Genomic DNA, 734 nt, shown 5'->3' with positions numbered 1-734 from the left:
CGGGCCCGCAGGCGTCGGCGATCGCGGGCAGCTGCGCGGCGACGGCGTCGGGCAGCGCCCGGCGCTCCGCGGTGGCGGCGGCGAACTCCGCGGCCTCGCCCGCGTCCGGGAGACGGCCGTGGACGAACAGGAACCACACGTCGTCGAAGGTGCGGGTGCGCGCGAGGTCGACCGCGGAGTACCGGCTGTAGTGGTAGAAGCCCTCGTCGCCGCGGACGTCCCCGATGCGCGTGCTGGTGACGGCGACGCCGCGCAGGCCCGGTGGGACCTGCCCGGCGGCGGCGCCGATGCTGTCGGTGCTGGTCATGACCGGACCGTCCGCTCGTCGGGAACCATTGTCAATATTGATCCAGTCAATGTTGATACGGTCCACGTCGTGGAGTACCTGACCGTCGCCGAGACCGCGGAACGCCTCGGGGTGAAGCGGGAGACCGTGTACGCCTACGCCAGCCGCGGGCTGCTGACCAGCGTGCGTGGCGCGCAGCGGCGGGGCAGCCGGTTCGCCCAGGACGAGGTGGAGGCCCTCGCCGCGCGCGGCCGCGAGTCGGGCGAGCCGTCCGGGACGGTCGAGCGCATCAGGACGCGGATCACACTCGTCGCCGACGGCGGGCCGTGGTTCCGCGGGCGGGCGGTGCCCGCGCTCGCGGGGTCGGAGGACCTCGAGCACGTCGCGGCGCTGCTGTGGGAGGTCCCCGGCCGGGTGCCGTTCGACGCCGACCCGGACCTGCTCGCCC

2 protein-coding genes are annotated in these 734 nt (G+C 74.8%); one reads left to right on the top strand and one right to left on the bottom strand.

The window, feature by feature from the left end:
* Positions 1–307: citrate/2-methylcitrate synthase (locus tag GTW08_RS16935; protein WP_237453916.1), on the bottom strand; the 307-nt coding region annotated here is incomplete at its 3' end.
* Positions 308–376: 69 nt separating this feature from the next.
* Between GTW08_RS16935 and GTW08_RS16930 the strand changes: the two genes are divergently transcribed.
* Positions 377–734, top strand: a 358-nt coding sequence (locus tag GTW08_RS16930) for a citrate synthase (RefSeq protein ID WP_346009920.1), incomplete at its 3' end; no start/stop codon positions are given.

Origin of the sequence: Pseudonocardia sp. SID8383 (assembly GCF_009864975.1) — a bacterium.
GTDB lineage: Bacteria > Actinomycetota > Actinomycetes > Mycobacteriales > Pseudonocardiaceae > Pseudonocardia > Pseudonocardia alni.
The sequence above is the reverse complement of the archived record's forward strand: the minus strand, read 5'-3'. Positions and strand labels throughout refer to the sequence as shown.